At 72.8% G+C, this 23,210-nt stretch carries 22 protein-coding genes; 12 read left to right on the plus strand and 10 right to left on the minus strand.

Annotated elements, in window-relative coordinates:
- Positions 1-2 precede the first annotated feature (2 nt).
- The 3 genes from ACIQCJ_RS04645 (at position 3) to ACIQCJ_RS04655 (ending at position 3,046) form a co-directional block, all read left to right on the plus strand.
- Complete coding sequence (locus ACIQCJ_RS04645) at positions 3-1,223, plus strand: acyl-CoA dehydrogenase family protein (protein ID WP_402710676.1); 1,221 nt, start codon at positions 3-5, stop codon at positions 1,221-1,223.
- The gene (locus tag ACIQCJ_RS04650; RefSeq protein WP_402710677.1) at positions 1,208-2,257 is read left to right on the plus strand and encodes an acyl-CoA dehydrogenase family protein; all 1,050 of its coding nucleotides are present in this window, start codon (positions 1,208-1,210) and stop codon (positions 2,255-2,257) included. Before ACIQCJ_RS04645 ends, ACIQCJ_RS04650 begins: the two co-directional genes overlap by 16 nt.
- Positions 2,258-2,632: 375 nt before the next feature.
- Entirely contained in the window at positions 2,633-3,046 is a 414-nt protein-coding gene (locus ACIQCJ_RS04655) for an ATP-binding protein (protein WP_402710678.1), read from the plus strand.
- 143 nt (positions 3,047-3,189) lie between these two features.
- Here the strand turns inward: ACIQCJ_RS04655 and ACIQCJ_RS04660 are convergent, their stop codons facing one another.
- Positions 3,190-4,116, minus strand: a complete 927-nt coding sequence (locus ACIQCJ_RS04660; protein ID WP_401856212.1) for a cyclase family protein — start codon at positions 4,114-4,116, stop codon at positions 3,190-3,192.
- Positions 4,117-4,251: 135 nt separating this feature from the next.
- On the opposite strand from ACIQCJ_RS04660, the gene ACIQCJ_RS04665 reads away from it, so the two are divergent.
- The 4 genes from ACIQCJ_RS04665 to ACIQCJ_RS04680 all read left to right on the plus strand — a co-directional run bounded on the left by ACIQCJ_RS04665 (position 4,252) and on the right by ACIQCJ_RS04680 (position 8,396).
- Complete coding sequence (locus tag ACIQCJ_RS04665; RefSeq protein WP_391043173.1) at positions 4,252-5,163, plus strand: SDR family oxidoreductase; 912 nt, start codon at positions 4,252-4,254, stop codon at positions 5,161-5,163.
- An 8-nt stretch (positions 5,164-5,171) separates the two neighbouring features.
- Complete coding sequence (locus ACIQCJ_RS04670) at positions 5,172-6,350, plus strand: acyl-CoA dehydrogenase family protein (RefSeq protein ID WP_402710679.1); 1,179 nt, start codon at positions 5,172-5,174, stop codon at positions 6,348-6,350.
- A complete protein-coding gene (locus ACIQCJ_RS04675) occupies positions 6,347-7,219 on the plus strand; it encodes an SDR family oxidoreductase (protein ID WP_402710680.1) in 873 nt (290 codons plus the stop codon). The genes ACIQCJ_RS04670 and ACIQCJ_RS04675 overlap by 4 nt, the downstream gene beginning before the upstream one ends.
- Before the next feature lie 127 nt (positions 7,220-7,346).
- Positions 7,347-8,396 carry a Zn-dependent alcohol dehydrogenase gene (locus tag ACIQCJ_RS04680; RefSeq protein WP_402710857.1) on the plus strand — a complete coding sequence of 350 codons (1,050 nt, stop codon included), beginning with the start codon at positions 7,347-7,349 and terminating at the stop codon, positions 8,394-8,396.
- 60 nt (positions 8,397-8,456) lie between these two features.
- On the opposite strand, the gene ACIQCJ_RS04685 is transcribed toward ACIQCJ_RS04680, so the two are convergent.
- Entirely contained in the window at positions 8,457-9,452 is a 996-nt protein-coding gene (locus ACIQCJ_RS04685; RefSeq protein ID WP_402710681.1) for a GlxA family transcriptional regulator, read from the minus strand.
- A 193-nt stretch (positions 9,453-9,645) separates the two neighbouring features.
- Here ACIQCJ_RS04685 and ACIQCJ_RS04690 point away from each other — a divergent pair, with 193 nt between their 5' ends.
- A complete protein-coding gene (locus ACIQCJ_RS04690; RefSeq protein ID WP_402710682.1) occupies positions 9,646-10,986 on the plus strand; it encodes an MFS transporter in 1,341 nt (446 codons plus the stop codon).
- Here the strand turns inward: ACIQCJ_RS04690 and ACIQCJ_RS04695 are convergent.
- The 4 genes from ACIQCJ_RS04695 to ACIQCJ_RS04710 all read right to left on the minus strand — a co-directional run bounded on the left by ACIQCJ_RS04695 (position 10,976) and on the right by ACIQCJ_RS04710 (position 16,654).
- Positions 10,976-11,671, minus strand: a complete 696-nt coding sequence (locus ACIQCJ_RS04695) for a flavin reductase family protein (RefSeq protein WP_402710858.1) — start codon at positions 11,669-11,671, stop codon at positions 10,976-10,978. The two genes, ACIQCJ_RS04690 and ACIQCJ_RS04695, sit on opposite strands and share 11 nt — an antisense overlap.
- A gap of 211 nt (positions 11,672-11,882) precedes the next feature.
- The gene (locus tag ACIQCJ_RS04700) at positions 11,883-12,743 is read right to left on the minus strand and encodes an enoyl-CoA hydratase-related protein (protein WP_355337597.1); all 861 of its coding nucleotides are present in this window, start codon (positions 12,741-12,743) and stop codon (positions 11,883-11,885) included.
- Between the two features lie 196 nt (positions 12,744-12,939).
- The gene (locus ACIQCJ_RS04705; protein WP_402710683.1) at positions 12,940-15,117 is read right to left on the minus strand and encodes an acetate--CoA ligase family protein; all 2,178 of its coding nucleotides are present in this window, start codon (positions 15,115-15,117) and stop codon (positions 12,940-12,942) included.
- A 355-nt stretch (positions 15,118-15,472) separates the two neighbouring features.
- Positions 15,473-16,654, minus strand: coding sequence for an NAD(P)-binding domain-containing protein (locus ACIQCJ_RS04710; RefSeq protein ID WP_391043187.1), 1,182 nt, complete (start codon positions 16,652-16,654; stop codon positions 15,473-15,475).
- 184 nt (positions 16,655-16,838) lie between these two features.
- On the opposite strand from ACIQCJ_RS04710, the gene ACIQCJ_RS04715 reads away from it, so the two are divergent.
- Both ACIQCJ_RS04715 and ACIQCJ_RS04720 read left to right on the plus strand, forming a co-directional pair.
- Positions 16,839-17,291 carry a DoxX family protein gene (locus ACIQCJ_RS04715; RefSeq protein ID WP_355337606.1) on the plus strand — a complete coding sequence of 151 codons (453 nt, stop codon included), beginning with the start codon at positions 16,839-16,841 and terminating at the stop codon, positions 17,289-17,291.
- On the plus strand, positions 17,255-17,725 hold the full coding sequence (locus tag ACIQCJ_RS04720) for a Zn-ribbon domain-containing OB-fold protein (RefSeq protein WP_402710684.1): 471 nt from the start codon (positions 17,255-17,257) through the stop codon (positions 17,723-17,725). The genes ACIQCJ_RS04715 and ACIQCJ_RS04720 overlap by 37 nt, the downstream gene beginning before the upstream one ends.
- Before the next feature lie 27 nt (positions 17,726-17,752).
- On the opposite strand, the gene ACIQCJ_RS04725 is transcribed toward ACIQCJ_RS04720, so the two are convergent.
- From ACIQCJ_RS04725 to ACIQCJ_RS04735, 3 genes are all read right to left on the minus strand, one after another.
- A complete protein-coding gene (locus ACIQCJ_RS04725) occupies positions 17,753-18,685 on the minus strand; it encodes a trypsin-like serine peptidase (RefSeq protein WP_402710685.1) in 933 nt (310 codons plus the stop codon).
- A gap of 74 nt (positions 18,686-18,759) precedes the next feature.
- A complete protein-coding gene (locus ACIQCJ_RS04730) occupies positions 18,760-19,938 on the minus strand; it encodes an acetyl-CoA acetyltransferase (protein WP_391043199.1) in 1,179 nt (392 codons plus the stop codon).
- Positions 19,939-19,991: 53 nt separating this feature from the next.
- Positions 19,992-20,258, minus strand: a complete 267-nt coding sequence (locus tag ACIQCJ_RS04735) for a hypothetical protein (protein ID WP_355337618.1) — start codon at positions 20,256-20,258, stop codon at positions 19,992-19,994.
- A 282-nt stretch (positions 20,259-20,540) separates the two neighbouring features.
- On the opposite strand from ACIQCJ_RS04735, the gene ACIQCJ_RS04740 reads away from it, so the two are divergent.
- On the plus strand, positions 20,541-21,767 hold the full coding sequence (locus ACIQCJ_RS04740) for an acyl-CoA dehydrogenase family protein (protein ID WP_391162429.1): 1,227 nt from the start codon (positions 20,541-20,543) through the stop codon (positions 21,765-21,767).
- Between the two features lie 38 nt (positions 21,768-21,805).
- The gene (locus tag ACIQCJ_RS04745; RefSeq protein WP_401310724.1) at positions 21,806-22,291 is read left to right on the plus strand and encodes a nitroreductase family deazaflavin-dependent oxidoreductase; all 486 of its coding nucleotides are present in this window, start codon (positions 21,806-21,808) and stop codon (positions 22,289-22,291) included.
- 269 nt (positions 22,292-22,560) lie between these two features.
- Here ACIQCJ_RS04745 and ACIQCJ_RS04750 read toward each other — a convergent pair whose 3' ends face one another.
- On the minus strand, positions 22,561-23,208 hold the full coding sequence (locus ACIQCJ_RS04750; protein ID WP_355337624.1) for a TetR/AcrR family transcriptional regulator: 648 nt from the start codon (positions 23,206-23,208) through the stop codon (positions 22,561-22,563).
- Positions 23,209-23,210: the final 2 nt, after the last annotated feature.

Genomic DNA, 23,210 nt, shown 5'->3' on the forward strand with positions numbered 1-23,210 from the left:
CCGTGGACCTCGCATACACCGACGAGGAAGAGGAGTTCCGCGCCCGACTGCGCGCCTGGCTCGGCAAAGCGCTGCCCACCCTGCCTCCACCACCCGACCCCCGCGACTGGCCGGGACGGCGCGCGTACGACACGGGCTGGCAGCGGCTGCTGTACGACGCCGGATACGCGGGACTGCACTGGCCCGAGGACGCCGGGGGCCGCGGCGCCACCCCCACCCAGCACCTGATCTACCTGGAGGAGACCGAGCGGGCCGGAGCGCCGTACGTGGGCGCGAATTTCGTCGGGCTGCTGCACGCGGGGCCCACCATCGCGGCCGAGGGCACCGAGCGGCAGCGCCGCCGCTGGCTGCCGCCGATCCTGCGGGGCGAGGAGGTGTGGTGCCAGGGGTTCAGCGAGCCGGACGCCGGTTCCGACCTCGCGTCCCTGCGCACCCGCGCGGTCCGCGACGGCGACGCGTACGTCGTCACCGGCTCCAAGATCTGGACCTCGCACGCCGAGGTCGCCGACTGGTGCGAGCTGTTGGTGCGCACCACCCCGCGCGCCGACGGCACGCCCAAGCACCACGGCATCAGCTGGCTGGCGATGCCGATGGACGCGCCGGGAGTACGGGTACGGCCGCTGCGGACACTCGCCGGATCGACGGAATTCGCGGAGATGTTCCTGGACGAGGTCCGGGTGCCGGTCGGCAACCGATTGGGGGCGCAGGACGACGGCTGGCGGGTCACCATGGTGACGCTGTCCTTCGAGCGCGGCACGGCGTTCGTCGGCGAAGTCGTCGCCTGTCGCCGCACCCTCGGCGAGGTCGCCCGCGCGGCCCGCGCCAACGGCACATGGGACGACCCCGCCGTCCGCCGCGCGCTCGGCCGGCTCGCCGCCGAATTCTCCGTCTTGTGGCGCCTCACCCAGTGGAACGTCAGCGCCTCCCAGCACGCCCTGCGCACCGGCGGAAGCGCCGTCCCCGGCACCGGCGCCTCCGTCTTCAAGCTCCGCTACTCGCAGGCGAGGCAACTCCTCTACGACACCGCCGCCACCGTCCGCGGCCCCCTCGCCCCCGACGCCGACCACCCGTGGACGGTCGAACGCCTCAGCTCGCTGTCCTACACGATCGCCGCGGGCACCTCGCAGATCCAGCGCAACATCGTCGCCGAACGCGTCCTTGGCCTGCCCAAGGAGCCGAGAGGGTTACCGGAGAGGAGCGCACCGCCATGGACTTCCGGCTGACCGACGACCAGCGCGCCCTGGTCGGCGCGTTGCGGGACCTGCTGGCCGCCCGCTTCGACCGGACCGCCCTGCGCGCCGCCGTGGACGCGGCCGAGGCGGAAGGCGGTACCGCCATCCCGCCACGGGACATCTGGCGAGCCCTCGGCGAGACCGGCTTCTTCGGGCTGCGCCTGCCCGAGGCGGACGGCGGCGTCGGGCTCGGGCTGCCGGAGGCCGCGCTGCTCTTCGAGGAGGCGGGCGGCGCGCTGGTGCCCGGCCCGCTGACCGCCACCCACCTCGCGGCGGGAGTGGTACCGGGGGCCGCGACCGGCGAGGCCGTGGTCACCCTGCTCGACGCGAGGGGAGCGGGTCCGCACTCCGTCGCCCACCTCGACGCGGCAGACGCCGTCCTCGTCCTCACCGGCACCGGCACCGGCACCGGCACCGGCACTGGCACCGATACGTCTGAGGCCGAGGCCGAGGCCGAGGCCGCAGTCACGGTCACGGTCGCCGAGGCGTCCGCCGTACGGCGGCACGCCGAGCCGCTGCGGTCGGTGGACCCGCTGACCCCGCTGCATCTGCTCACCGCGGCGGACATATCAGAAATAACGGTGAGCGGGACCGTGCCCGCGCGAGCCGTCGCGTTACGGCGTGAGGCGGCCGTGCTGGAGGCCGCGCAACGGGTGGGGAGCGCGGGGCGGATGGTGCGTATGGCAGTGCAACACGCCCGGGAGCGGGAGCAGTTCGGACGACCGATCGGCTCCTTCCAGGCGGTCAAGCACCTCTGCGCCGAGATGCTGGTCCGCGCCGAACTGGCCCGTACCGCGCTCTACGCGGCGGCCGTCACCGCCGACCCGTACGAGACCGCCGCCGCGCGCCTGCTCGCCGACGAGGCGGCGACCCGTAACGCACGCGACTGCCTGCAGGTCTTCGGCGGCATGGGCTTCACCTGGGAGGCGGATGTGCAGCTGCACATCAAGCGCTCCTGGATACCCTCCGTGTGCGGCCAGGAGTCAGCGGCTGACGAGGACATGCTCGCCGAATGGCTGCTGTGATGACGCTGCGCACACACCGTGGCCGTTCGCTGACCCTCCGATTACGGAGTGTCCGCACGGTGTTGTGTCCGATGCGTGACTTGCCACGCAGTGGAGTCGGCGAACACCTCGGGTACGCTCCATCGGGTGCGTGTTGGTTCCAGGCTGCCCAGAGGCGCCGTCCGGCTGAGTCGGACGGGCGTCACGGCTGGGCGTTCGAATCCCCGTCGGAAGTGCCGCACAGTATGCAGCACACGTACTCCGTTGCGCTGGAATATGCCCGAAGCGCTTGTTGGCGTGACTGTAGGTCAATCATGCTGTGTTGTGCCGGGGTCACGCACGGTGATCTCGGGCAGAAGCGAGGCGTTGTGTCCGCCGGTTCGGATGGTGTGAGCGGTGCAGGTGCTTCAGGTGCAGCTTGAGGTCGGTGTGGACCCCGCGGAGGTGGGACGGGCGCGTCGCTGGGCGCGGTCCCGGCTCGTGGGTTCGGGTATAGGAGCCGACGAGCCGGTCGCGGAGACGTTGATCCTGCTCATCTCCGAGCTGGTGACGAACGCGGTGGTGCACACCGGCTGCCCCGCCGTCCTGCGGATGCTGTTCCCCTCGGCGCCCGCCTCTCCGGTGCGGGTCGAGGTGTCCGACAGCAGCGAGGCCCCGCCCGCCCCCCGGCACGCGCACCGCGACGAGACCGGCGGTCGCGGCCTGGAGCTGGTCGACGGCCTCGCCGACCGCTGGGGCTGGCAGCCGGAAGGCGGGGGCAAGCAGATCTGGTGCGAGGTCGACCGCCGTCAGGCCACGGTCCTCACCTAGGACGCGGGGGCGTCGGACCGCACGCCCCGCCGTACAGCCACCGCACCGCGCGCCCGACTCGTAGGACCAGCACCAGCGTCAGCACCCCCGTCTGCCCCGTGCCATCCCAGGGGCCAGGGCCAGGGTCAGGGCCACCGCACCGCTCACAGGACCGCCACCGGAGCCACCGGCGCGCCCGTCCCGCCCACGAAGGGCTCCGGCGTGGCATCGAGCCAGAACGCGTAACGCCCCTCCTCGGCGCAGGCCGCCGACAGGCCCTCCAGATTCCAGTTCTGGCCCTGGAGCATGCCCATCTCGACCAGGTCGAGCCCGTGCACCGCCAGCCACAGGTTCTCGACCTCCGGCGGGAAGATCTCGAAGGTCAGCGTGTCGTTGGCGACCGCCGCGACATCCCGCGCGTGGAACCACTCCGGTGTGCGGATCGACAGGCCGGGCGACGGATACGCGTACGCCTCCTTGTCGCCGCCGAGATACGCCCGCATCTGGCCGGTCCGCACCAGCACCACATCCCCGGCCCGTACCGCCGTGCCCGCCAACTCCTCCGCCGCGCAGAGGTCTTCCGGGGTCACGGCGTGGTCGCCGGGCAGCCGGTCGACGCCGAGCGCGCGCGCCACGTCCAGCAGCACGCCGCGCGACACCACGGAGGTCACCTTCTCGATGCCGCTGAAGGCGGCGCCCGCGTGCGCGGTCACCGAGTCGGCCGGGCGCCCGTTGTAGATCAGGCCCGAGTGCGAGACGTGGGGGAGGCCGTCCCAGTGCGTCCCGGCCTGAAGGCCGAGGGTCACCACGTCGTCGCTGGTCGCGATGGTGCCGGGCCCGAAGATCTCCTGGTTGAGCGCGACCATCGTGCGCAGCGGATTGACCCGGCCGGGGATCAGCCCGGTTTGTACGCCGTCCTGCCGCAGCGGCAGCGCGAGCGGCACGCGGCGGCCACCGCGTACGGTCGCGGCGGCGGCGCGCACCACCTCGTCCGTGATCAGGTTGAGGGTGCCGATCTCGTCGTCGGCGCCCCAGCGGCCCCAGTTGTTGACCCGGCGGGCGATGTCGAGGAACGCGTCGGGGAGGGCCACCGGATTCTCCAGATCGTGTGAGGGGTCGCGTACGCGGTCGTGTACGGGTCTTGTGCTGGACGGGGTCCGCACTCGTAATATCTAACGACCCGTCAAATCTAACGGTCCGTCAGAAACGATGAGAAGGGGCGGGACGTGGGCAACTTCCTGGCCGGAAAAGTCGTGGCCGTCACCGGCGCCGGGCGCGGCATCGGACGCGCGGTCGCCATCGCCTGCGCCGCGCAGGGATCGAAAGTCGTCGTCAACGACTACGGCGTCGCCATGGACGGCGCGGGCCAACCGGCAGGCGAGGTGGCCGAGTCGGTGGTGAAGGAGATCGAGGCGGCGGGCGGCGAGGCGGTCGCCGTGGCCGACGACGTGTCCACGATGGCGGCGGGCGAAAGGATTGTGTCGGCCGCGACGGACCGCTGGGGACGGCTCGACGGCGTCGTCTGCGTCGCCGGCATCCTGCGCGAACGCATGCTCTTCAACATGGCGGAGGACGAGTGGGACCCCGTCATCGCCACCCACCTCAAGGGCACGTTCACCGTCTTCAGGGCCGCCAGCGCGGTCATGCGCCGCCAGGGCCACGGCACGCTGATCGGCTTCACCAGCGGCAACCACCAGGGCAGCGTCTCGCAGGCCAACTACTCCGCCGCCAAGGGCGGCATCATCTCGCTCGTCCGCAGCGCCGCCCTCGGCCTGAACAAATACGGCGTCACCGCCAACTGCGTGGCCCCCGTGGCCCGTACCCGGATGTCCGCGGGCGTGCCCATGGAGCTGAAGGAGATCGGTGAGCCGGAGGACGTCGCCGCGCTCGTCGTCTACCTGCTCTCCGACCGCGCCGCCGACACCACCGGGCAGGTCTACACGGTCGCGGGCCCCAAGATCGCGCTGTGGGCGCAGCCCAGGGAGATACGTTCCGCCTGGTCGCAGGACGGGCCCTGGACGCCGGAACGGCTGGCCGACGTCATCCCGGCCACCATCGGCACCGACCCCATGCCCCTGCTGGAACAGCTCGACGCCATGCGCAGGGCCGCCGCGGCCAAGGACCGCCCCAACGCCTAGGGAGCGCCATGGACTTCACCTTCGGACCCGAGGTCGACGCCTTCCGCGTGGAGGCCCGGCAGTGGCTCGCCGCCAACGCCCCCGCCAACGCCCTCGCCGACACTCCGGCCGCCACCGACATGCGCGCCGCGCCCGACCGCCGGGCCTGGGAACGTACCCTCGGCGCGGCGGGCTGGATCGGCCTCGGCTGGTCCGGAACGTACGGCGGCAACCGGCGCGCGACACTCGCGCAACAGGTCGCGTGGGGCGAGGAGTACGCCCGCGCGGGCGCCCCCGTAAGGACAGGACACATCGGCGAGAAGCTGCTGGCGCCCACGCTGGAGGCGCACGGCACACCCGAGCAGTGCGAGCGCTTCCTGCCGCCGATCGCGCGCGGGGAGGAGTTGTGGTGCCAGGGGTACAGCGAGCCGGGCGCGGGCTCCGACCTGGCGGGCGTGCGGACGGCGGCCGTACGCGATCCGGCGGAGGGCTCGTACCGGGTGTCGGGGCAGAAGATCTGGACGTCACTGGCGCGTGACGCCGACTGGTGCTTTCTGCTCGCGCGCACCGAGCCCGGCTCGCGCCGCCATCACGGCCTGAGCTTCCTGCTGCTGCCGATGGACCAGCCGGGGATCGACGTGCGCCCGATCCGGCAGATGTCCGGCGCGGCCGACTTCAACGAGGTGTTCTTCGACGGCGCCCGCGCCGTCGGGGTCGTCGGCGCGGAAGGCGACGGCTGGCAGGTCGCCATGGCGCTCCTCGGCCACGAGCGCGGCGTGTCCACACTGGTCCAGCAGATCGGCTTCGGGCGGGAGTTGGCGGAGGTCACGGAGGCGGCGCGGCGCACAGGGGCCGACACCGATCCGATGATCAGGCAGCGGCTGATACGGCTGTGGGCGGAGTTGCGGACGATGCGCTGGAACGCGCTGCGCACCCTCGGCACCGCCGACCTCGCCGCGCCCAGCGCGGCCAAACTCCTCTGGTCGGCCTGGCACCAGCGGCTCGGCGAGCTGGCGATGACCGTACGCGGGCCGTCCGCCGCCACCGGTCCGCGCGACTGGACACCGGCCGCGCCGTACGAACTCGACGCCGCCCAGCACCTGTTCCTCTTCTCCCGCGCGGACACCATCTACGGCGGCTCGGACGAGGTGCAGCGCACGATCATCGCGGAGCGGGCGCTGGGGCTGCCGAGGGAGCCGAAAGGGTGAGCGCGTCCGAGGAGGAAGAGGCCATCAGGGTGAGCGCGTCTCCCCCGCACGCCCCGCACCCCCAGCACACCCCGCACCCGCCGCACGGCCCTGGGCGCGAGCCGCCCTACGAACCCGCGCACGGCCTCCTGCGCGGCCGTACGGTCCTGGTCACGGCCGCCGCGGGCAGCGGCATCGGCTTCGCGACCGCGCGGCGCTGCGCCGAGGAGGGCGCGGTCGTGGCGATCAGCGACCGGCACGAGCGGCGGCTGGCCGAGGCGGCCGCGGAGTTGGAGAAGCTGACCGGCCAGGCGCCGCTGGCCGTGCCGTGCGACGTCACCGTCGAGGACGATGTGCGGCGGCTCTTCGCGGCCGTCACCGAGCGGTTCGGCGGCCTGGACGTCCTGGTCAACAACGCGGGCCTCGGCGGCACCGCCGCGCTCGTCGACATGACAGACGCGCAGTGGTCGACCGTCCTCGACGTCACCTTGAACGGCACCTTCCGCTGCACCCGCGCCGCCCTGCGCCACATGCGGGAACGCGGCACAGGGGTGATCGTCAACAACGCGTCTGTGCTGGGCTGGCGCGCCCAGGCCGGACAGGCGCACTACGCGGCGGCCAAGGCGGGCGTGATGGCGCTGACCAGGTGCGCGGCCGTGGAGGCGGCCGAGTTCGGCGTACGGGTCAACGCGGTCGCGCCGTCGCTGGCGATGCACGCCAACCTCGCGAAGGTCACCAGTGACGAATTGCTGGCGGAACTGACCGCGCGCGAGGCGTTCGGGCGGGCCGCGCGGCCCTGGGAGGTCGCCAACGCGATCGTCTTCCTGGCCAGCGGCTACAGCTCCTATCTGACGGGCGAGGTGGTCTCCGTCTCGTCCCAACACCCTTGACACCCTTGAGGGGGCGCACATGAGCGGGCACGGCGGCACGGTAGGCAGCACTAATGGTGACGCGCACGCGGACGACACCAAGGGGGGCGCCGCGCTGGACAGCACTTATGGTGACGTCCGGGGACGTGTGCGGGGCGTCGTCTTCGACGGCAAGCAGGCACAGGTCGTGGACGACCTGGAGGTCCGCGCGCCGGGGCCCGGTGAGGCGCGGGTACGAATCGCGGCGGCCGGGCTGTGCCACAGCGACCTGTCGGTGATCGACGGGACGATCCCGTTCCCGGTGCCGGTCGTGCTCGGCCACGAGGGCGCGGGAGTGGTCGAGGCGGTCGGCGCGGGGGTGACCCACGTGGTGGTCGGCGACCATGTGTCGCTCTCGACGCTCGCCAACTGCGGGACGTGCCCCGAGTGCGACCGTGGCCGCCCCACGATGTGCCGTCAGGCCATCGGCCGCCCGGGAAAGCCCTTCAGGCGGCAGGGGAAGCCGCTCTTCAACTTCGCCTCGAATTCCGCCTTCGCGGAGCTGACCGTGGTCAAGGCCGTCCAAGCGGTGAAAATCGCACCGGAGATCCCGCTCACCTCGGCCGCCCTGATCGGCTGCGGTGTGCTGACCGGCGTCGGCGCCGTCCTGAACCGGGCGCGCGTCGGCCTCGGTGAGAGCGTCGTCGTCATCGGCACCGGCGGCATCGGCCTCAACGTCCTCCAGGGCGCGCGGATCGCGGGCGCCTCCCGCATCGTCGCCGTCGACAACAACCCGGCCAAGGAAGCGCCGGCCCGGCGGTTCGGCGCCACGGACTTCGTCGCCGACGCCGCTTCCGTACGCGACCTGCTGCCGCACGGCGCCGACCACGTCTTCGAGTGCGTGGGCCGCACCGCCCTGATCCGGCAGGCGATCGACCTGCTCGACCGGCACGGCCAGGCGCTGCTGCTCGGAGTGCCGCCCGCCGACGCCGAGGCGTCGTTCCGCGTCTCCTCGATGTTCCTGGACAAGGCGATCCTCGGCTGCCGATACGGTTCCTCGCGCCCGCAGCGCGACATCGCCCTCTACACCGACCTCTACCGGCAGGGGCGGCTGCTGCTGGACGAACTCGTCACCGAGACCTACCCGGTGGAGGACTTCGCCAAGGCGGTGGACGACGCCGCGCACGGGCGGGTGGCGCGCGGCGTGCTCACCTTCTGAGCCCTCTCTCCCGGCCGTCCGAGTCCTACGGGCCCTCCGCGCCTTCCGGACCCTCGGGGCCTACCGTCCGGCCGCGCTGTGGAACGTGCGGCGGTACGCCGTCGGTGACACGCCGAGCGCGGCCTGGAGGTGCTGACGCATCGACGCCGACGTGCCGAAACCCGCTTGCCCGGCGATCTGGTCGACCCCGAGATCGGTGGACTCCAGCAGGTGGCGGGCGTGTTCGACGCGCTGCTGCGTCAGCCACTGTCCCGGGCTCATCCCCACCTCCTCGCGGAACCGCCGGGTGAAGGTGCGTACGCTCATCGACTCGCGCTCGGCGAGCTGCCGCAGTGTGAGCGGCGCGTGCAGCCGGTCCAGCGCCCAGGAGCGCGCCCGCTCCGTACTGGCCAACTGCGGCTCCGGCAGCGGCCTGCGGATGTACTGCGCCTGGCCACCCTCCCGGTGCGGCGGGACGACGGTGCGGCGCGCGACCCCGTTCGCCACCGCCGTACCGAAGTCGCGGCGCACGATGTGCAGGCACAAGTCGATGCCCGCGGCGACCCCGGCCGAGGTCAGGACGTCGCCGTCGTCCACGTAGAGGACATCGGGGTCCACCTTGACCTGCGGGAAGAGCCGCTGGAAGTGGTCCGCGCTGCTCCAGTGGGTGGTCGCGGGGCGGCCGTCGAGCAGGCCCGCGGCGGCGAGCAGGAAGGAGCCGGTGCAGATCGAGACCGTACGCGTGCCGGTCCGCATCCGGCGGAAGGCGGCGGCCAGCGCGGGCGTCAGCACCCCCTCGGTGTAGACGGTCCCCAACTCGTGCGAGGCGGGCACGACCACCGTGTCCGCCTCGGCCAGCGCTTCGAGCCCGTGCTCGACGACGACGCTGAAATCGGCGTCGGTACGGACGCTGCCGGGGGCGACGCTGCACGTCACGACCTCGTACAGCTTCCTGCCGTCCTCGACGCCCTGTGCGGCGCCGAAGATCCGCAGCGGGATGCCCAGTTCGAACGGGATCACGCCGTCGAGCGCGAAGACGGCGACCTTGTGCCGGTCGGGGTCCTGGAAAACGGCCATGGCCCGATCCTTTCACATCATGGCCATCGGGCCACTCGTCCGGTGGTACCGATCTCCGGAGACTGTTCGAGTGACGCAGACATCGCACTCCGCCGGTCAGGTCCCTGACACCGTGACCGCCGCACCACGGCCGGCCGCCACGCCTGGCGAGGCCGCCGCGCCCGGTGTTGTGCCGGGTGCCGTACCCGGTGTCATGACCGGTGTCGGTGTCGGTGTCGCGCCTGGTGCCGTATCCGGCGTTGTTCCTGACCTCGGTCCCCGCCCCGGCGCCCGCGTACGACCGCACCGCGCCTGGGCCGTCGCCGTCGTCACCTTCGTGACCCTCGTCGGCGCCGCCGCCTTCGCCTCGCTCCCCGGACTGCTGATCGACCCGCTGCACACCGAATTCGGCTGGTCGCGCGGCATGATCGGCTTCGCGGTCTCGGTGAACCTCGCGCTGTACGGGCTCACCGCGCCCTTCGCCGCCGCGCTGATGGACCGCTTCGGCATCCGGCGCGTGGTGGCGTGCGCGCTGGTCACCATCGCGCTCGGCGCGGGACTGACCGTCTACATGACGCAGGTGTGGCAACTCGTGCTGTGCTGGGGCGTGCTCGTCGGCCTCGGCAGCGGCTCGATGGCGCTGGCCTTCGCCGCCACCGTCACCAACCGGTGGTTCGTCGCCCGCCGCGGCCTGGTCACCGGCATCCTCACCGCGGGCGGCGCGGCCGGACAATTGGTCTTCCTGCCCGTGCTGTCCTGGATCACCGAACACCACGGCTGGCGCCCGGCCGCCGCGGTGGTGGCCTGCGCCGCGCTCGCCGTCGTCCCCTTCGTCTGGTTCCTGCTGCGCGACCACCCCGCCGACGTGGGCCTCGCGGCCTACGGCGCCGCCGAGTTCACTCCCAAGCCCGCACCGGTCGCGGGCGCCGCGGGCCGGGCGCTGCGGGCCCTGCGCGACGCGGCGCGTACCGGACCGTTCTGGCTGCTCGCGGGCACCTTCGCGATCTGCGGCGCGTCCACCAACGGCCTGGTCAAGACCCACTTCGTGCCCGCCGCCCACGACCACGGCATGCCCGTCACCGCCGCCGCCTCCCTGCTGGCCGTGATCGGCGTCTTCGACATCGCGGGCACGGTGGCCTCCGGCTGGTTCACCGACCGCGTATCACCGCGCCGCCTGCTCGCGATCTACTACGGCCTGCGCGGACTCTCCCTGATGTTCCTCCCCATCCTGCTCGCGGACAGTGTCCATCCGCCGATGGTGCTGTTCATCGTCTTCTACGGCCTCGACTGGGTCGCCACGGTCCCGCCGACCATCGCCCTGTGCCGCGAGCACTACGGCGAGAACAGCGCGATCGTCTTCGGCTGGGTCCTCGCCTCCCACCAGATCGGCGCCGCCCTCGTCGCCTATCTGGGAGGTGTCGCGCGTGACGCGTTCGGCTCGTACGACGTCGTCTGGTACTCCTCCGGCGCCCTGTGCGCGGTGGCCGCGCTGATGTCCCTCGTCATCCGCCGCCGACCGGTCGCCGCGGTACCGGCGTTGGCGGTTACGGGGTGAACGGGCCAAAAGGAGCGAAAGTTCCGAATCCGCCCCGGTAGAACAGCAAAGGTCCGGAAGGGTCCTCGGGGCCGGCCGGGGCGTCCGGGCCGTTGGCGCCGTCCGTCGCGCCCAGCGCGACCACCCGGCCCACCACCACGAGGTGGTCGCCCCCGGTGTGCACCGCGTGGATCGCGCAGTCGATCCACGCGGACGCGCCGCCGATCCGGGGCGACCCCGAAACGGGCGCGGGCGTCCAGTCCACGCCCGCGAACTTGTCCGAGCCACTCACCGCGAACTGCCTGCACAGCGAAGCCTGCCCCGCCGTCAGTACGTTGGCGCAGAAAACGCCCGCACGGGCGATGCGCGGCCAGGTCGTTGACGTACGCCCGACCATGAACGCCACCAGCGGCGGATCCAGCGACAGCGACACGAACGACTGGCAGGCGAAGCCGGCCGGCCCGTCGGGGCAGGCCGCCGTCACCAGTGTCACGCCGGTCGCGAAACGGCCGAGCACCCCGCGGAATTCACCCTGGTCCACCGGTGCCCGCTCGTCCGGGCCCACCGCCCGCAGCGCGGCGCGCGCCCCGGCCAGTGGTGCGGCGCCCGGCAGCGCCGTGGGCGCCGTCGTCGGACCTCCGGCGCCCGGCGCCGCGGCCGTCGCCGCCCCGACCGACCTCAGATACCGCACGGCGGTCTCCGCCATTCCCGCGTGTCCCATCACCCCTCCATTGAATCTGACGGACCGTCAGATAGGAAGGGTGAGGTGAGGCCGGGGTGAGGTCGGGGTGAGGTCGGGGCGCTGTCGATCGGCGGGAACCGGGTTTCTCGGCGGGGGCGTGCTCGTCGGCGGGTGGCGGGTGGCGGGTGGCGGGTGGCGGGTGGCGGGCGGCGAGTGGCGGACGGCGGGAATCGGGTCACCGGCCCCGGAAGTGCGGCTGCCGCCGCTCGGTGAAGCTGCGGACGCCCTCCAGCGCGTCGGCGGTGGTCATGACGATCTCCTGCGCCGCCGCCTCGGCGGCGAACGCGGTGGCGCGGTCGGTGTCGAGGGAGGCGTTGACGAGCTGTTTGGCCAGCGCCGTCGCGCGCGTGGGCCCGGCGGCCAGGCGGTCCGCCCAGGCGCGCGCGGTCTTGTCCAACTCGGCGGCCGGTACGACGCGGTTGACCAGTCCGAGGCGTTCCGCCTCGGCGGCGGGCAGCGCGTCGCCGAAGAAGAGCAGTTCCTTCGCGCGCTGCGGGCCGATCAGCCGCGGCAGCAGATACGCGCCCCCGCCGTCGGGGGCCAGGCCGCGCCGGACGAACACCTCGATGAACGTGGCCCGTTCCGAGGCGAGGACGAGGTCGCAGGCGAGGGCGAGGTGGGCGCCGATCCCGGCGGCGGTGCCGTTGACCGCCGCGACGACCGGCTTCTCGCAGTCGAGCACGGCCGCGATCAGCCGCTGCGCGCCGCGCCTGATCGTCCGCGCCACATCGCCCGGCACCCGCTCGGCCGGTGCGCTCGCGCCTCCGCTCAGATCCGCGCCCGCGCAGAACGCCCGGCCGGTCGCGGTCAGTACGACGGCCCGCACGTCCGGTTCCGCCGAGGCTGCTTCGAGCAGGCCGATCAGGCGTTCGCGCTGGTCCCAGGTCAGGGCGTTCATGGCGTGCGGGCGGTCGAGCGTGATCCACGAGACCCCGTTGTCAGTGGCGTGACGTACAACTGACTCAGCGGAATCGTCTGGTGACTCAGCGGAGTCGGCGGCGGTGTTGTCGGAGTCGGTGGAGGGGGAGTCGGCCATGGGAATCCTCGGTCGGAGCGGGAAGAGCGGGCACGGGGTATGCGGGCACGGGGCACGCGGGCACGGGGTGTTCGAGGGCTGGGCATGGGGGTGCGCGGCGTCCGGGAGCGGGTCGTGTCGGCGTGCGCCCTTCCGGCGCGGACCGTTCCGGCACGGACCCGGGAGGGGCGAATCGTCGGCGTACGGGTCGGCGCGGTCAGTAGCAGACGGCCAGTGCGTCGAGCGCGACCGCGCCCTGCCCGCGCGGCAGCACCATCAGCGGGTTGATGTCGAGTTCGGCGAGCGAGTCGCCCAGTTCCATCGCCATCCGCTGCACGCGCATGACCACGTCGACGAGCGCGTCGGTATCGGCGGGCGGCGCCCCCCTGACCCCGTCGAGGATCCTGCGGCCCCGCAGGTCGTCCAGCATGCCGCGCGCGGTGTCCGGCCCGAAGGGCGGCACGCGTACGGCGGTGTCGGCGAGGACCTCGACCAGGATTCCGCCGAGTCCCACGGTGACGGTCGGGCCGAAGAGCGGGTCGGGCGAGACGCCGACCACCATCTCCACGCCGCGCTCGACGAGTTGGCAGACGAGGATGCCGTCCAGGTCGATGTCGGCGGCGCGGGCGGTGTCGGTGAGTTCGCGGTAGGCGTCCCTGACCTGGCTGGCCGAGGTGAGGCCGAGCCTGACCAGGCCCAGCTCCGTCTTGTGCCCGAGCTGCGCCGCGGAAGCCTTCATCACCACCGGGTAGCCGACCAGGCCCGCGGCCCGGACGGCGCCCGCCGCGCTGGTCACCAACTGCTCGCGCGGCACCCGGATCCCGTACGCCCGCAGCAGTTGCTTGGCCGCGTGCTCGCTGAGCTGGTGGCCCGCGCGCAGCAGGCCGCGCGCCTTGCGCGCCGAGGACGACGGTGTGCGCGGCGCTTCGTCGAAGGGCGAGCGGTAGGCGGCGGTGAAACGGTGGTGGTCGAGGTAGGACTTCACGGCGGTGACGCAGTTGCCGAAGGTGCGGAAGGTCGCCAGCCGGGAGGAGCCGAGCAGGGTGGTGCGGTAGGCGTCCTCGGTGCCGACCGGGGAGCCCCACACCACGCAGATCAGCTTGTCCGTCTCCTCGGCCGCGTCCGCCAGGTCGCGCGCCAGCTTGTCGCTCATCGGCGGGAAGGGGCCGGTGATGGGACAGATCAGTACGCCGACGGCCGGATCGGCCAGGATCGCGTCGATGATCTTCCGGCCGCGCCAGTCGCCCACCGGGTGGCCGCCGTTGTCGACCGGGTTGGCGACGTTCAGGTAGTCCGGGATCCACTGGTGGAGTTCGGTGCGCTTGGCCTCCGACAGCGCGGGCAGCCGCAGCCCGGCCGAGGTGGCCAGGTCGGCGAAGTGCGCGCCGGTGCCGCCGGATATGGAGTAGACGACGACCCCGTCCGCGGCGGGCGGCCGGGCGCGGGCCAGCAGGGCCGCGGTGTCCTGGAGTTCGTCGAGCCCGTCGACGCGGATCACGCCGAACTGCCGCAGGGCGGCGTCGATCACGGAATCGGTGCCGGTGAGCTTGCCGGTGTGCGAGGCGGCGGTCCTGGCCCCGGCGTCGGTACGGCCCACCTTGACCATCACCACCGGCACCTTGCGCCGGGCCGCGCGGTCGGCGGCGAGGCAGAACGACCTGCCGTCCTTGAGCCCCTCCACATACGCGGCGATGGCGCCGACCTCGGGCTGCCCGGCGAAGTAGGAGATGAAGTCGGCGGTCTCCAGGTCCGCTTCGTTGCCGGTGGGCGCCCAGTGGCTGAGCCGGATGCCGAGTTGCTGGAGGGAGTGCAGGGGGCGGCCCTGGTGGCCGGACTGGGTGATCAGCGCGATGGCGGGTCCCGTGAGGTCCTCGCGGAACTCCTCGAAGGCGTTGAGGTTGGTGTTCGGTCCGAGCAGCCGCATGCCGGAGCGGGCGACGACCTCGGCCAGCCGGGTCTGGGCCGCCGCGCCCTCGGCGCCGGTCTCGGCGAAGCCGGAGGCGAAGGCCACGGCGAAGGAGACCTTCGCCTCGCCCAGTTGCTCGATCACCGGCAGCGGGTCGGCGACCAGCAGCACCGCCAGGTCCACGTCCTCCGGGAGATCGGCCACCGAGGCGTGGCAGGGCAGGCCGAAGACGGTCTCCCGGCCGGGGTTGACCGGCAGCAACTGGGCGCCGACCCGCTGCGACCAGGTCAGGAGCTGTCGCGTGATGCCGGTGTTGGGCCGCCCCTCGGTGTCGGACGCGCCGACCACCGCCACCGTCCGTGGCCGGAAGAACCTGTCGAGGTCGGGTACGGGGGCGTGCAGCGGACGGCCGCCGACATCGGTGTCCGACCCGCCGCGCGCGACGGGCCCCGGGCCGGGACTGCGGGTGCTGAACGTGGATCCGAGCATCGGTCTCGCCCCCTCCTGCTGCTGGGTCTACAGAACTGACGCATAGTCAGATTACTGAACTGACGACCTGTCAGGAACAGTCGGGTCACGGAAAAGAAATGTGCGGCCCTGTGCGGGGTGCGGACGCGCGGCGTCCGGTTCGCTCGCGGGGACGCGGGGACGCGGGGACGCGGGGACGCGGGGACGCGGGGTTCCGGCGTCCCTAGCGGGTCGGCGGCCTGCGTATGGAGAGAGGGGGATGTGGGAGCGGGGGTGTGGGAGCGGGGGTGTGGGAGCGGGGGTGTGGGAGCGGGCGTGCGGCAGCGCGCGCACGACCGGGTGCCGCGGCGGTACGTACGAAGCGGGCGCGTACGGGTCAGCGGGTGTGGGACACCTTCCGGGCGATCCGGCGGGCGTCGATGGCCATTTCGCGGAACATGCCGCTGATGGGGTTGGTGAAGCCGGTGAAGTACAGGCCGGGGGCGCCCTTGGGCGATCGGGCGCCGTGCACGACCGGGCGCCCGCGCCCGTCGAGTACGCCGAGGTGGCCGACGAGCGGTTCGAGGCCGCGCCGGTACCCGGTGGCGGCGATGACGACCTCGGGGCTGATCTGCGAGCCGTCGGCCAGGTGCACCTTGTCCCCGTCGAAGCGCTCGACGGCGGCGACGGGTTCGACCCGCCGGGCGCGTACGGCGTCGATCAGGCCCACGTCCTGGACGGGGATGGAGCCGTCGAGCACGCGCGCGTACAGGCCGGTCTCCGGGCGGGGCAGGCCGTACGCCGACAGGTCGGGCACGCTGGCCCGCTCGATGTACGGGGCGACGCGGTCGACGACGCGGGTCGGCAGCCGTCGGCACAGGATGCCGCTGGCCTGCGCGGGCCAGCCCGCCGTGGACCGGCGCATGATGTGCGGCGGGGTGCGGACGGCGAGCCGTACCCGGGCGGCGCCGCCTTCGACGAGGTCGACGGCGATCTCGGCGCCGCTGTTGCCGACGCCGACGACGAGCACGTCGCGCCCGGCGTAGGGGGCGGCGTTGCGGTAGGCGGCGGAGTGCAGGAGTTCGCCGGGGAAGGTGTCGCGGCCCTCCCAGTCCGGTATGTGCGGCGCGTGGTTGTGGCCGGTGGCGACGACGACCACGGGGGAGGTGAGCACCCGGCCGCCGTTGGCGGGCAGCTCCCAGCCCGCGCCCGACGCCGCGCGGTCGACGCGCTCCACCGCTATGCCAGTGGTGATGTCCAGGTCGTGGTGCTCGGCGTACTGCTCCAGGTAGCGCACCACGTCGTCGCGGGCGACCCAACGGCCGTACGCGCGCGGGATCTGCAGACCGGGGAGCGCGGACAGCCGGCGCGTGGTGTGCAGGCGGAGCCGGTCGTAGTGGGCGCGCCAGGAGGCGCCGAGGTGCTCCGAGCGCTCCAGTACCAGGGGGCGCACCCCTCGCGCTCTGAGCGCGGCAGCGGCGGCCAGGCCGCCGGGTCCCGCGCCGATGACGATGGCGTCCGGCTCGGCGGTCGCGCTGCTCGCGGGTGTGCCCGAACCGGCGTTGCTGGGGTGGGACATGGAGAACTCCCGGGGCCTGAAAGTCGTACGAGAAACGAGTTGCGGCGGTACCGGAAGGTAACTGCTCGCGCGCGTGTGAGCGTAGCCCGGAACGGATCGGTCGGCGAGGTTCGGTCCGGCCTCTTGCGCATACCGCCCGCCGTCCGCTGAACTGACGTACCGTCAGATTCGGAGGAGGTCCGGCATGCGCGCGATCTGGCTCAGCGGCCCGGAATGGCTGGCCGTACTGCGCATAGGGCTGGGGCTGTGGTGGCTGGAGAGTTGGCGGCACAAGGACAAAAAGGCGTGGTTCGCGCGCGGTACGGGCATCGCCTGGGCCGCCGACGTGGCCGAGCGGCACCGCTGGCCCTTCGTGCGCACCGGCTTCGCGGCGGTCGTCGCCCCGCGACCTCGCCTGATGGCGTACGTCGTCGTCTACGCCGAACTCGCCCTCGGGCTCGGGCTGATCACCGGCCTGCTCACCCCCGTCGCCCTCGTCGGCGGCCTGCTGCTGAACCTGCTCTACCTCGTCCTGATGATCCACGACTGGGCCGAGCAGGGACAGAACGCGATGATGGCGCTGATCTCGGTCGTGGCGTTCTTCGCCGTGAGCTGGCAGACATGGTCTCTGGACGACGCCTTCGGGCTGTTCCGGTGAGCGGCGCGGCGCGGTTCGACCTGCCGCGAACCGACGCCTTCACCCGGACCTATTGGGACGCGGCGGCCGAGGGGCGGCTGCTCATCCGGCGCTGCCGGGCCGACGGATGCGGCGCCGCGCACCACTACCCGCGCGAATTCTGCCCGCACTGCTGGAGCGAGGACGTGGTCTGGGAGACCGCCTCCGGCCTCGCCACCCTCTACACCTGGTCGGTCGTCCACCTCAACGACCTGCCGCCGTTCCGCGACCGGCTCCCCTACGCGGCGGCCGTCGTCGACCTCGCCGAAGGGCCGCGCATGATGACGGAAGTCATCGACTGCGCAGCGCAGGGATTAAGGATCGGGATGCCGCTGAGGGTGGATTTCCGCCGTGGCGCGGACGCGGGAACCCCGCCCGAGGACGAGCCCGCGATCCCCGTCTTCCGCCGGGCCTGAACCCCTGCCGCCCGCGTGAGACGGGCGTCAGCGCTTGGCCGTCACCATGTGCGGCGTACGCGACCGGGCCCGTACCGCCTTCCGGTACAGCGCCTGGATCGCGTCGTCGAAGAACGGGCTGTACGAGATCCGGTCGGACAGCCCGCCCTCGTCCTCGCCGCCGATCAGACCGATGACGCTGCCGCTCTTGGTGCGGGTGTTGTAGTCGAGCAGCCACGGGCTGCCGGAGGTGCCGGCGAAGTACCCCGCGCACACCAGCTGCAATTGGCGCAGCCCTTCGAGCCGCGAGGTGGTCGTCGTGCAGGTGATCGCCTCGTCGGACGGGTCGTCGGAGGTGCGCGGGTAGCCGATGACGGTGACGCGATTGTGGAAGCCGGGCGTACGGATCAGGCGGTTGCCGCCCGTCACCTCCTCGATCCGCCGCCCGTCCGTGTCCGGCGCGACCCGGGCGAAGGCGAAGTCGTAGGCGGACTCGGCGTCGTCCGCGGGTGCCCAGCGCGCGTCGGTGAAGACCTGCGAGACGGCCCAGATCCCGTACGGCTGCCGGGCCGCACCCGCGCGGAACTGCGGTACGAAGCCGATGTTCGCGCCCGGTCGGCAGTGCGCGGCGGTCAGGATCAGGTCGCGGCCGGGGCTGTGCACGACGCTCGCGGTGCAGAAGTGCGCGGTCATGTCGCCGTCGACCGAGAAGAGCATGCCGACGGTCGGGACGCCCCCGAAGTGCGTCGCGGTCTCGGAGCGGGTGAACGGTCCCGGCACGGTGCCCGGTTCCGCCGCCGGGCCGAGCTGCCGGACCGACGACGGCATGGAGTCGGCCATCCGCTCGGGGGTCCAGAAGCGCGCGGCGGCCCTGTTCGTCCAGTGCGGCGCCGTACGCGGGCGTCCGGCACCGGGCAGCAGCACCGACACCAGGACCAGCGCGGCGGTGCACACGGCGGGCAGCAGGAGGCGTCGCAGCACGCGGGAAGGGTATCGGGCGCACCCGGCCGCGTACGGCCGGGACACCGGCGCTGACCGGTGCGGATTGCCCGGCCTCAGCCCCGGCCGAGCACCATCGTGCCGGAGGAGCAGAACCAGCCGCCCGTCCCCGAGGCGACGGCCAGCTCCGGCAGCCGCCCGCCCGCCTTGCGCACTTGCCGCTCACCCGCCTCGCCGCGCAACTGCCGTACGGCCTCGACGAGCAGGAAAAGACCGCGCATACCGGGGTGGCAGGCGGACAGGCCGCCGCCGTCAGTGTTCACCGGCAGCGCGCCGTCCACCGTCAGCCGCCCGTCCGCCACAAAGGCGCCGCCTTCGCCCTTGGCGCAGAACCCCAGATCCTCCAGCGTTACCAGCGTCATATAGGTGAAGGCGTCGTAGATCTCCGCCAGGTCGATCTCCGCGGGCGTCACCCCCGCGCGCTCGAAGGCCAGCCGTCCCGAGGTCGCGGCGGGGGAGACGGTGAAGTCCGGCCACTGGGCCATCGACGTGTGCGACACCGACGTGCCGCTGCCCAGCACCCATACCGGCGGCTTGGCGCAATCCGGCACATATTCCTCGGCCGCCAGCAATACGGCGCCGCCGCCGTCGGAGCGCAGGCAGCAGTGCAGCTTGGTGAACGGGTCCGCGATCATCGGCCCCGACAGCACCTCGTCCACGGTGATGGGCGCGCGGTACATGGCGTCGGGATTGCGGGCCGCGTTCGACCGCGCCTGGACGGCGACTTCGGCGAGCTGCTCCAATGTGGTGCCGTACTCGTGCATATGGCGCCGCGCGGCCATCGCGTACTTGGAGATCAGCGTGTGGCCGTAGGGGACCTCGAACTGGAGCGGGCCGCCCGCGCCGAAGGACAGATTGGCGGTACGGCGGCCCGCCTTGAGATCGGCGCGGGCGGTGGAGCCGTAGACGAGCAGCACGGCGTTGGCGTGGCCCGCGGCTATGGCGTCCGCCGCGTGCGCGGCCATCACCTCCCACGTCGAGCCGCCCACGGCCGTGGAGTCCACCCAGGTCGGCCGCAGCCCCAGATACTCGGCCACCTCGACCGGCGCCAGCGTGCCGAGCCCGGCGGAGGCCAGGCCGTCCACCACGGCCCGGTCGAGACCGGAGTCGGCGAGCGCGCGCCTGGCCGCCTGCGCGTGCAGCGCGTACGCGGTGGCGTCGTCCACCCGTCCGCAGTCCGACAGGGCGACACCGACGACCGCCACAGCACGTTGTCCACGGGGGCGTTGAGCCATGAATCTGACGGTACATCAGATTCGGGTGGCGGCGATACGGTGCCGGTACGGGTTCAGCGCCGCCTGTCCGACCGCTTGCTCAGCAGTGCGAGCGCGCTCAGCGCCTGTGTGATCGAGACCAGCGACAGCAGGATGTACAGCGCCCTGCGCAGCCCGTCCGGATGCGCCCAGAACTGCGCGCTGATCCACACCACCAGCAAGATCGCCCACGTCCACGCGTATGCCCTGAGCTGGGTTGTCGAGGAGTCGGGGCCGGGGGAGAGGAAGCGGCGGAGGGCGCTGCGCCGCGGCGCCCCCGGCGGCTGGCTGCTGCTGGTCATGCGGGACATGATGCCCCGCCGGGGCGCGCGCGTCGGTGCGCGGGGTCCGGGGTGGGTCGGCTTTACGGTCCCAGGCGGGTGCTCTTGTGGGGCCGCGCACGGGTGGCGGCCGTGGGGTGCCGCGGCTTGGTGTATCCGCCCGGGTCCTCGCCGGGTGGCCGCCACCAGGTGCGGCCTTGGCGCCGGCTCGCGTATCGGCGGTGCACGGGCCTGGGCATCGTGGCGGGGGGCACCTAAGATGACGGCCCGTCAGATCGCAGTCGCGGCAGGGAGGAGCGGCCGATGGACGCCGCGTTCACCGACGAGCAGGCCGAAATCCGGCGCACATTGCGGGACCTGCTGCACAAACGCTGTGGTCCCGACGATGCGCGGGCCGCCGTCGCCACGGCGGCGGGGCACGACGAGGCGCTGTGGCGCCATCTCGCGCAGACGCTCGGCCTGCCGGGGCTCGCGCTGCCCGCAGCGGTCGGCGGCGTCGGCTGCGGCCCCACCGAACTGGTCCTCGCCTGCGAGGAGACCGGCCGGGCGCTGCTGCCGTCCCCGCTGCTCGGCACCTCCGTCCTGGCCGCGCCCCTGATCGCGGCCCTCGGCAATCAGGAGCAGCGGGCTCGCCTGCTGCCGCGGATCGCCGACGGCACCCTGACCGCCGCGCTGGTCACCGCTGGCCCGCCGGCCACCGCGCTGGCCCTCACCGGGCCCAATGACGGCGACTGGGCGGGTGGCGGCCGGGCGGGCGGTGTCCAGGCCCGCGCGGCGGCCGACGGGCCGCCAGGACGGCACCTGCTCTACGGGCAGGCGGACCGCGCGCTCGGCGCGCACAGCGCGGACCTGCTGATCGTGGCGGCCCACACCGGCGGATACGCGGCCACCCGTACCCGGCTCTTCCTCGTCGAATCCACCGCACCGGGGCTCGTACGCACCCGCCTGACCGCGCTCGACGAGACCCGGCCCCTGGCCCGCGTCGAGCTGCGCGACACTCCCGCCGAAGCGCTCGGCGACGCCCCCGCCGCCGCCCTGGCCGACGCCGGCCGCCTCGCCGCCGCCGCGCTCGCCGCGGAAGCCGTGGGCGCCGCCGATCACGCGCTCACCTCGACGGTGGAGTACGTGAAGGTCAGGGAGCAGTTCGGGCGCCCGATCGGCTCCTTCCAGGCGGTCAAGCACCGGCTCGCCGACCTGTACGTACAGCTTCAGGCGGCGCGGTCCGCCGCCTATTACGCCGCCTGGGCGGCCGGGGCCTCCTCCGGGGCGGACGACACCGAGGCGAGCGCCGAATTCGAGCTGGCCGCGCCCGTAGCCCTCGCCCAGGCGCTGGAAACGCTGCGCATGGTGGCGGGCGCGGCGATCCAGTTGCACGGCGGCCTCGGCTTCACCTGGGAGCACCACGCGCATCTGTACTTCAAGCGGGCCACCGCCGACGAACTGCTCTTCGGACCGGTCGACGCCCTGCGCGCGCACGCCGCGGACCGGGCGGGGCTCTTCGCGCCCTCGGTGGTCAGGAGCGCGGCGTGAGCGGCGCGGCCGTGAAGGGCGCCGTCAGCGGGCGCGGTGTGGTCAGCAGGACCGGCGTTCTGGGCAGGTCCGTGCAGAAGGTGTCGGCCACCCGGGCCTTCGCCAAGATCGCGCCGCATGTGGTGCCGGTCATGGACAGCGCGGTCCACCGGCTGACCGGCGGAAGGTTCCTGGTCAGCGCGAGCCTGCTGCCCGGCGTCGTCCTCACCGCGACCGGCGCACGCAGCGGACTGCCGCGGCGCACGCCGCTGGCGTGCATGCCCGAGGACGGCGGCACCCTCGTTCTCGTGGGCAGCAACTTCGGCCGTCCGGGGCATCCGGCCTGGTCGGCCAATCTGCTGGCGCATCCCGACGCCGTGGTCAGCGGCCGGGGCCGCGACCTCCAGGTCACCGCGAACCTGCTGACCGGCGACGACCGCGCCGCCGCCTGGAAGGCGCTGGTCGCCTTCTGGCCGCCCTACGCGGTCTACGCCTCCCGCGTGACGCGCGAGATCCGGGTGTTCCGGCTGACGCCGCGCGAGTGAGGCGGGGGTGAAGGGTCACCCACACGAAGACGCGGATAGGGGGCGTCACCCACACGAAGACGCGGGCAGAAGTCGCGCGCACGGGAGCGTGAACACGGAGGCGTGCACGCGGGAGTGTGTACACGAAGCCGGGAATCCGTGCCGTCACCCACACGAAGACGCGGGCGCCGCGTACCTCCCCCGAGGACTGTGCGGCGCCCGCGTCAGGGCGTGACTTTCTGGCAGGACGGCGAAACGTCAACGCGAAAAAGCGGTGCGTGCCGCGTCCGCTACTTGGCGGGCTTCTTTCCGGTCACACCGAGGTGGACCAGCAGCGCGAGATTCGGCTTCAGCTCGGCCTGCTTGACGCCCCAGCTCGTGAAGCCCTTCTGGTGAGCGGCGACAGCGGCCAGCATGGCGACCAGCGATCCGGCGACGGCCGCCGGGCTGACCTCCTTGTCGACCTTGCCCTTGCTCTGAAGGTCCTTGATGGAGTCGGTCAGGGAATTGGTGACGGCGTTGAGGATCTTCATGCGGATCTTGTAGAACCGCTTGTCCCCTTCCGCTGCTCCGAGGTCGACGACGCGCAAAATGGCGTCGTGCTTCCGCCAGAAGGAGAGGAAACCGTCGACGAGTTCCTCGGCCGCCTGGGCGCCTGATTTGCCGACCCAGGAGCGGCCCGCGACCAATTCGGTCAGGCCCGCCCCCTCCTTGGCCATCTCGTCGGCGAGTTCGAGAACGGCGCCCTCGACGTCGGGGAAGTACTGGTAGAACGTTGCGGGGGAGGTGCCCGCCATCCGGGCGACGTCGATGACCTTGACGTCCCGGTACGGCGACGTGCTGAGCATCTCGCCCAGGCAGTCGAGCAGCTTCTGCCGCGTCGCCTGCCCGCGGCGACCGGCAACACGGCCGTCGACGGTGCGAACTTGTCCTGTCATGC

Source organism: Streptomyces sp. NPDC093221, from assembly GCF_044753885.1.
In the GTDB taxonomy this organism is placed as follows: Bacteria; Actinomycetota; Actinomycetes; order Streptomycetales; family Streptomycetaceae; genus Actinacidiphila.

Coding starts and splice junctions, on each gene's coding strand:
- ACIQCJ_RS04715 (WP_355337606.1), top strand. CDS start 16,839: ATGCGCGCGATCTGGCTCAGCGGCCCGGAATGGCTGGCCGTACTGCGC.
- ACIQCJ_RS04695 (WP_402710858.1), bottom strand. CDS start 11,671: ATGGCGGAGACCGCCGTGCGGTATCTGAGGTCGGTCGGGGCGGCGACG.
- ACIQCJ_RS04700 (WP_355337597.1), bottom strand. CDS start 12,743: ATGGCCGACTCCCCCTCCACCGACTCCGACAACACCGCCGCCGACTCC.
- ACIQCJ_RS04740 (WP_391162429.1), top strand. CDS start 20,541: ATGGACGCCGCGTTCACCGACGAGCAGGCCGAAATCCGGCGCACATTG.
- ACIQCJ_RS04690 (WP_402710682.1), top strand. CDS start 9,646: ATGACCGGTGTCGGTGTCGGTGTCGCGCCTGGTGCCGTATCCGGCGTT.
- ACIQCJ_RS04670 (WP_402710679.1), top strand. CDS start 5,172: ATGGACTTCACCTTCGGACCCGAGGTCGACGCCTTCCGCGTGGAGGCC.
- ACIQCJ_RS04685 (WP_402710681.1), bottom strand. CDS start 9,452: ATGGCCGTTTTCCAGGACCCCGACCGGCACAAGGTCGCCGTCTTCGCG.
- ACIQCJ_RS04750 (WP_355337624.1), bottom strand. CDS start 23,208: ATGACAGGACAAGTTCGCACCGTCGACGGCCGTGTTGCCGGTCGCCGC.
- ACIQCJ_RS04705 (WP_402710683.1), bottom strand. CDS start 15,117: ATGCTCGGATCCACGTTCAGCACCCGCAGTCCCGGCCCGGGGCCCGTC.
- ACIQCJ_RS04650 (WP_402710677.1), top strand. CDS start 1,208: ATGGACTTCCGGCTGACCGACGACCAGCGCGCCCTGGTCGGCGCGTTG.
- ACIQCJ_RS04730 (WP_391043199.1), bottom strand. CDS start 19,938: ATGGCTCAACGCCCCCGTGGACAACGTGCTGTGGCGGTCGTCGGTGTC.
- ACIQCJ_RS04735 (WP_355337618.1), bottom strand. CDS start 20,258: ATGACCAGCAGCAGCCAGCCGCCGGGGGCGCCGCGGCGCAGCGCCCTC.
- ACIQCJ_RS04720 (WP_402710684.1), top strand. CDS start 17,255: ATGGTCTCTGGACGACGCCTTCGGGCTGTTCCGGTGAGCGGCGCGGCG.
- ACIQCJ_RS04710 (WP_391043187.1), bottom strand. CDS start 16,654: ATGTCCCACCCCAGCAACGCCGGTTCGGGCACACCCGCGAGCAGCGCG.